General features: G+C 70.7%; 9 protein-coding genes. 5 read left to right on the top strand and 4 right to left on the bottom strand.

Going from position 1 to position 6,452, the window contains the following annotated elements; all coding sequences use genetic code 11:
- Positions 1-26 precede the first annotated feature (26 nt).
- Together J1C73_RS30455 and J1C73_RS30450 are read right to left on the bottom strand one after the other, a co-directional pair.
- On the bottom strand, positions 27-320 hold the full coding sequence (locus J1C73_RS30455; RefSeq protein ID WP_207319194.1) for an MTH1187 family thiamine-binding protein: 294 nt from the start codon (positions 318-320) through the stop codon (positions 27-29).
- Positions 317-667, bottom strand: coding sequence for a DUF3817 domain-containing protein (locus tag J1C73_RS30450; protein WP_123461712.1), 351 nt, complete (start codon positions 665-667; stop codon positions 317-319). The genes J1C73_RS30455 and J1C73_RS30450 overlap by 4 nt, the downstream gene beginning before the upstream one ends.
- Before the next feature lie 177 nt (positions 668-844).
- On the opposite strand from J1C73_RS30450, the gene J1C73_RS30445 reads away from it, so the two are divergent.
- From J1C73_RS30445 to J1C73_RS30430, 4 genes are all read left to right on the top strand, one after another.
- Positions 845-1,477, top strand: coding sequence for an AIM24 family protein (locus J1C73_RS30445; protein ID WP_123461711.1), 633 nt, complete (start codon positions 845-847; stop codon positions 1,475-1,477).
- The gene (locus tag J1C73_RS30440; protein ID WP_124285056.1) at positions 1,477-2,127 is read left to right on the top strand and encodes an AIM24 family protein; all 651 of its coding nucleotides are present in this window, start codon (positions 1,477-1,479) and stop codon (positions 2,125-2,127) included. The genes J1C73_RS30445 and J1C73_RS30440 overlap by 1 nt, the downstream gene beginning before the upstream one ends.
- A complete protein-coding gene (locus tag J1C73_RS30435) occupies positions 2,124-2,888 on the top strand; it encodes an AIM24 family protein (RefSeq protein WP_123461709.1) in 765 nt (254 codons plus the stop codon). Before J1C73_RS30440 ends, J1C73_RS30435 begins: the two co-directional genes overlap by 4 nt.
- Positions 2,889-3,012: 124 nt before the next feature.
- Positions 3,013-3,483, top strand: coding sequence for a MarR family winged helix-turn-helix transcriptional regulator (locus J1C73_RS30430; RefSeq protein WP_123461708.1), 471 nt, complete (start codon positions 3,013-3,015; stop codon positions 3,481-3,483).
- A 29-nt stretch (positions 3,484-3,512) separates the two neighbouring features.
- On the opposite strand, the gene J1C73_RS30425 is transcribed toward J1C73_RS30430, so the two are convergent.
- Together J1C73_RS30425 and J1C73_RS30420 are read right to left on the bottom strand one after the other, a co-directional pair.
- Positions 3,513-4,967: a sensor histidine kinase gene (locus J1C73_RS30425; RefSeq protein WP_123461707.1), complete on the bottom strand. Its 1,455-nt coding sequence runs from the start codon at positions 4,965-4,967 to the stop codon at positions 3,513-3,515.
- Positions 4,964-5,623 (bottom strand): response regulator transcription factor, encoded by a 660-nt coding sequence (locus J1C73_RS30420; protein ID WP_207319193.1) that lies wholly within the window; start codon positions 5,621-5,623, stop codon positions 4,964-4,966. The genes J1C73_RS30425 and J1C73_RS30420 overlap by 4 nt, the downstream gene beginning before the upstream one ends.
- A gap of 120 nt (positions 5,624-5,743) precedes the next feature.
- Between J1C73_RS30420 and J1C73_RS30415 the strand changes: the two genes are divergently transcribed.
- A complete protein-coding gene (locus tag J1C73_RS30415; protein ID WP_207319192.1) occupies positions 5,744-6,361 on the top strand; it encodes a PepSY domain-containing protein in 618 nt (205 codons plus the stop codon).
- Positions 6,362-6,452 lie beyond the last annotated feature (91 nt).

The raw sequence follows: 6,452 nt of genomic DNA, 5'->3' as shown, positions 1-6,452 counted from the left end.
GGCTCACGGGGTACAGGGCGGGGGCGTCAGCCGGCGAGGTACCGCTCGACCGTCTCGACCTTGGAGGTCAGACCGTCGGTCACACCGGGGCGGATGTCGGCCTTCAGGACGAGGGAGACCCGTCCGGCCCGCGCCTCGACGGCCTCGACGGCGCGCTTGACGACGTCCATGACCTCGTCCCACTCCCCCTCGATGGAGGTGAACATGGCGTCGGTCCGGTTGGGCAGCCCGGACTCGCGGACGACGCGGACGGCGTCGGCGACGTACTCACCGACGTCCTCGCCGACACTCAGCGGGCTGACGGAGAAGGCGACGATCATGCGCTGACCGTGCCTTCCCGGCGGGCGCGGGCGGCGATGACGCCGTCGGCCTCGTAGCGCTTCAGCGCCTTGTCGCCGTACAGCCCGCCGAACGGCAGCAGCGCGAGCAGGAAGAAGAACGCGACGCGCTTGAGCGGCCACTTGGTCTTGGACCAGACGTCCAGCAGCAGGACGGCGTAGATCACGAAGAGCACGCCGTGCAGGATGCCGAGCGGCATCATCAGGAAGTCGATGTCCGAGACCCGGCTCAGGATCGATCCGAAGATGATCAGCGCCGGGAAGGAGAGCGCCTCGGGAATCGAGATGAGGCGCAGCCGGTGCAGGGCGGTAGCGGTCTTGATGTCCACGGGGGCACCTTCGGTGGGAGGACGGTGACAGCTTGTGAACGCAGGCACAAGCGCGACCATTGTGGCACCGGCACCGGCCCGGCGGTGCCGCGGGGGCCGTTTCGCGCACTTCGGGGACTTCTTGTACCCAATCGCCGGACGAGTTCGATTTCCGGCGGCTACCGTCGCACCGTGGCAATGTTCCGACTCCAAGGCAGCAAGACGCTCGCCGTCGACCTGACCGGCGACGCCGTCAAGGCGAAGAACGGTTCGATGGTCGCGTACGACGGCCGGATGGCGTTCAAGAAGATGACCGGCGGCGGTGAGGGCCTGCGCGGCATGGTGACCCGCCGGCTGACCGGCGAGCAGATGGCCGTGATGGAGGTGACCGGGCAGGGCACCTGCTACTTCGCCGACCGTGCGAGTGAGATCAATCTCGTCTCGCTGCGCGGCGAGAAGCTGTACGTCGAGGCGAGCAATCTCCTGTGCACCGACGCAGGGCTGCGTACCGGCACGACTTTCACCGGACTGCGCGGCGGTGCGACGGGCAACGGCCTGTTCACCACCACCGTCGAGGGAACCGGCCAGGCGGCGATCATGTCGGACGGCTCGGCCGTGGTCCTGCGGGTCTCCGCCCAGTACCCGCTCTTCGTCGACCCGGGCGCCTACATCGCCCACCAGGGCAGCCTCCAGCAGCACTTCCAGTCCGGGGTGAACTTCCGGACGCTGATGGGCGAGGGATCGGGCGAGTCCTTCCAGATCCGCTTCGAGGGCGAGGGGCTCGTCTACGTCCAGCCCAGCGAGCGGAACACGATCGGGGGCGATGTCTGATGCCGTTCCGCGAGATCAACTCGAAGATGGTCGAGGCGACGGTGCTCCCCGGCCAGAAGATGTTCAGTCAGCGCGGCGCGATGCTGGCCTACCGCGGCGAGGTGTCGTTCACCCCGAACATCCAGGGCGGTCAGGGCGGGGTGATGTCGATGATCGGCCGCCGGATGGCGAACGAGGCGACCCCGCTGATGACGGTCGAGGGGAGCGGCACGGTGATGTTCGGTCACGGCGGCCATCACATCCAGGTGATCAACCTGGCCGGGGACACCCTCTACGTGGAGGCCGACCGGCTGCTCGCCTTCGACGGCACGCTCCAGCAGGGCACGATGTTCATGGGCTCGCAGGGCGGCGTGATGGGCATGGTGCGCGGCCAGGTGAGCGGGCAGGGCCTGTTCACCACGACGCTCAAGGGGCACGGCGCGGTGGCGGTGATGGCGCACGGCGGGGTGATCGAGCTGCCGATCGCGCCGGGCCGCGAGGTGCATGTGGATCCGCAGGCGTACGTCGCCCACCACGGCGACGTGCGCAACAAGCTCTCCACCGCGCTCGGCTGGCGCGACATGGTGGGGCGCGGCTCCGGCGAGGCGTTCCAGCTGGAGCTCAGCGGCAGTGGTGCGGTGTACGTCCAGGCGTCGGAGGAGAAGCTGTGAGCACGCCCGTGGTCTTCGATCCGATGACGCTGCCGTCGGACGACAACGTCAACTCGTACACCTTCTGCGTGGAGCTCAAGGGGAGCCAGTGGTTCCTGCAGAAGGGGAAGATGATCGCCTACTACGGGCGGATCGAGTTCAACGGCATCGGGCACGGCCGCTTCGAGCGGCTCATCCGCACGAGCTTCCACTCGCCGCTGCACGCGAGCGACTGGGTGGTGGCGGAGGGCAGCGGGAAGATGCTGCTCGCGGACCGGGCCTTCGATGTGAACTCCTACGACCTGGAGGACGGGAACCTGACGATCCGCTCCGGCAATCTGCTGGCCTACCAGCCGACTCTGGCGCTGAAGCAGTCGATCGTGCCGGGGTTCCTGACGCTGATCGGCACCGGGAAGTTCGTCGCGGCGTCCAACGGCCCGGTGGTGTTCATGGAGCCGCCGCTGCGGGTCGACCCGCAGGCGCTGGTGGGCTGGGCGGACTGCCCCTCGCCGTGCCACCACTACGACCACGGCTACATGGCCGGGGTGATGGGCGGACTGCGCGCCATGACCGGGATCGGCGGCGCCTCGGGCGAGGAGCACCAGTTCGAGTTCGTGGGCGCGGGTACGGTGCTGCTCCAGTCCACCGAGGTGCTGATGCCCGAGCAGTCGACGGGGGCGGTACCGCAGCAGCCGGGGGTTCCGGGCGGCGGCGGTCAACCTGGGTCCACCCCCCGCGCCCCCGGCCAGCTGGGGGACCTCCAACGGCGCTTCGGGTTGTGAGCGGTACTCTGCGCAGTGTGACGCCGGACGTCCGTACAGCGCCCGCGGAACCCCGACCGGCCCGTGCCGTGCGTCACAGCGAATAACTTCGTCCGGATTTCAACTTCTTAGGTAGAATCCATATATGGAGACCGAGACGGCCACCCGCTGGCTGAGCAACGCGGAGCAGTGCGCCTGGCGCACCCACCTGGATGTCAGCAGGCTGCTGATGCACCAGCTGGAGAAGGACCTCCAGCCGTTCGGCCTGACCAATAACGACTACGAGATTCTCGTCAACCTCTCGGAGTCCGACGACCAGCGCCTGCGGATGAGTGACCTCGCCACCGCCACCCTGCAGTCCAAGAGCAGGCTCTCGCACCAGATCACCCGTATGGAGAGCGCGGGCCTGGTCCGCCGGGAGAACTGCGAGTCCGACCGGCGGGGACTGTACGCGGTCCTCACCGAGGCCGGTGCGGAGACGATGCGCAAGGTGGCACCGCACCACGTGGCATCGGTGCGCAAGCACTTCATGGACCTGCTGACGCCGGAGGCGCTGGAGCAGTTGCACGCGGCCCTCGCCCCGGTCGCCGACCATCTGCGCGCACGCCGCGTCTGAGACAGGATCCGGAACACCGGGGGCGGCGCTCAGCGGGGGCCCGGCAGCCGCAGCTCGAACCGGGCGCCGCGCTCCCCCGCACCGGCCGCGGTCAGCCGGCCCCCGTGCCGGATGGCCACATCGCGGGCGATGGCGAGGCCCAGACCGGCCCCGCCGTCGTCGCGGGCGCGGGCGTCGTCGAGGCGCACGAAGCGTTCGAAGATCCGCTCGCGCTCCGCCTCCGGCACCCCGGCCCCGTCGTCCGAGACCTCGACGACCACACCACCACGTTCCACCCGCACCGCGACGGCCACCGAACTCTCCGCGTGCCGCTCGGCGTTGTCCAGCAGATTGCCGATCACCCGGGCCAACTGCCCGCGTGAACCGGTCACTTCCAGCCCGCCCGGCTCCGGCACGGACACCGTCACCGCGATCCGGTCGCCGATGCGCTGCGACACCTCCTCACGGACCAGTGCGCCGAGGTCCAGCCGCGCCTTCCCGGGCCGCTCCCCCGCGTCCAGCCGGGCCAGCAGCAGCAGATCGGCGGCGAGCACCTGGAGCCGTACGGTGTCGGCGACCGCACCCGCCACGTCCAGCAGCTCCGGGTGCGCGGCACCCACCTCCAGCTGGGTGCGGAGCGAGGCGATCGGGGAGCGCAGTTCGTGCGAGGCGTCCGCGACGAAGCGCCGCTGACGGTCGACGGAGGCCTCCAGGGCGGTGAGCGTCTCGTTGGTGGTACGGGCCAGCCGGGCGATCTCGTCGCGCGAACCGGGCTCCGGCACCCGCCTGCTCAGATCCTCGGACGCGGTGATCGCCGCCATCTCGCGCCGGATGCCCTCGACCGGGCGGAGCGCCCGCCGGGTCACCAGCCAGGTCACCCCGGCGACGACGAGCAGCACGACGGGCAGCCCGGCCAGCATCGCGCCGCGCACACTCGCGACGGCCCGCTGCTCCGCGGCGAGCGGGGCACCCGCGTGGACGGTCAGGGTCAGCCCGGCGGAGTTCGTCGCCTCCACGGAGGCGAACCGGTAGTCGGCGGTGTCGCCGTCGACGGTGGCGGTGCCGTTGCGGAAGTCCGGTTCGTCGGTGGAGACCTCACCGCGGCCGGGGTCGGCGCTCGCGCCGTCGTCGTCATCGTCGTCGCGGCCACCGTGACCACCGTGGTCATCGCCCTTCTCCGGGGCGACGGACGCGGGCTGCGGGGTGACCCGGTCGGTGCCGGTGCCGGAGATCGCGTCCAGGTGCTCGGAGACGGCGACCACCCGGCCGTCCTCGTCGGTCACCTGGACCGGATGGTCCTCTTCGTCGCCCATGTCCAGCTTGTCGTACGGCACGTCGAGGGCCAGCTGCCCGGCGGTCTCGCGGGCCGCCACCTCGGCCTGGAGCCCCGCCTGGTCGGTGAGGTTGGCGCGCAGGACCAGCAGGACGCCGAGCCCGGCGGCGACGACCGCGAGGGCGACGACCACCGTCGCACCGAGCGCCGCCCTGGCCCGTACCGATCTCACAGCGCCTCCAGCCGGTAGCCGGCGCCGCGCACCGTACGGATGGCGGCCGCGCCGAGCTTGCGGCGCAGGGTGCTCACGTACACCTCGACGATGTTCGGGTCGCCGTCGTAGGCGAAGTCCCAGACGTGTTCCAGGATCTCCGCCTTGCTCACCACCTGCCCGGCCCGCAGCGCGAGCTGTTCGAGCACGGCGAACTCCTTGGTGGTGAGCACGACCTCGTCCTCGCCGAGACGGACCCGGCGGGCGGCGGTGTCCATCCGCAGGGAGCCGACGGTGACCACCGGCGAGGCGGAACCACCGCGCCGGCGCAGCAGCGCGCGGACCCGGGCGACCAGCACCACGTAGCTGAACGGCTTGGTCAGATAGTCGTCGGCACCGGTGTCGAGCCCCTCCGCCTCGTCGTACTCCCCGTCCTTCGCCGTCAGCATCAGGATGGGCACCTCGTGGCCGGCGGCGCGCAGCGCGGCGCACACCCGGTAGCCGTTCATCCCCGGCAGCATGATGTCGAGGACGACGAGGTCGTAGGCGCCCTCGGAGGCCCGGTGCAGCCCTTCGAGCCCGTCGTGCACGACGTCCACGGCGAATCCCTCGGCGGTGAGCCCCCGGGCCAGGGAGATCGCCAGCCGCTTCTCGTCCTCCACGATCAACAGGCGCATGTGCACAGCCTCGCAAACGGAAGCTGAAGAGGGCTTCAGGTGGCTTCAGGCTGCGTTCAGCATCACCCCGGCAGTGTGGACCTCGTCGCAACGGACCCATCCGATCGGGGAGGACCCCTCATGAAGCGAAAGATCGTCATCGCCGCCGTCACCGCGGCCGTACTCGCGGGCGGCGGAGCTGCCACGGCCGTCGCCCTCGCGGGCGACGACAGCAACGGCGGCGACGCCCGTACCTCCGCCGGGAGCAGCACGGCGAGCGGTGACGCCGCCCGCGTCGCGGTCGGTGACGCGGCCAGGGCCGCCGTCCGGGCCGTCCCGGGCACGGTGACCGAGGCCGAGCTCGACGACGAGGACGGCCGCCTCGTCTGGGAGCTCGATGTGTACGGCTCCGACAAGGCCTGGCACGACGTGACGGTGGACCCGGGCAACGGCAGGGTGCTCGGCAAGCACGTCGACAACGACGACGACGGCGAGAGGCACGCGCCCCGCAAGACCTCCGTCACGCTCGACCAAGCGGTCGGCGCCGCGCTCGGATCGGCCCCGGGCACGGTGACCTCGATCGAGCTGGAGGACCACGACGGCCGCAGCGGCGGGGCGGTGCACTGGGAGGTCGACGTCCGGGGCAAGGACGGCAGCGAGCACGAGCTGAACGTCGACGCGAAGACGGCGAAGGTCTCGGTGGACCGGTCGCACGACGGCCACGGGGACGATGACGGGAACGACCGGGACGACGACTGAGGAAAGCGCCGCCGCGGCACGGCCGGGAGACCCTAGGGCCTCTCGTTTGGATCATGCCGGGCTCGCGGGTTCCGGCACGCGCACCTGCCGT

Origin of the sequence: Streptomyces laculatispora (assembly GCF_017353455.1) — a bacterium.
In the GTDB taxonomy this organism is placed as follows: domain Bacteria; phylum Actinomycetota; class Actinomycetes; order Streptomycetales; family Streptomycetaceae; genus Streptomyces; species Streptomyces laculatispora.
This window is presented reverse-complemented; position numbering and strand designations above follow the sequence as displayed.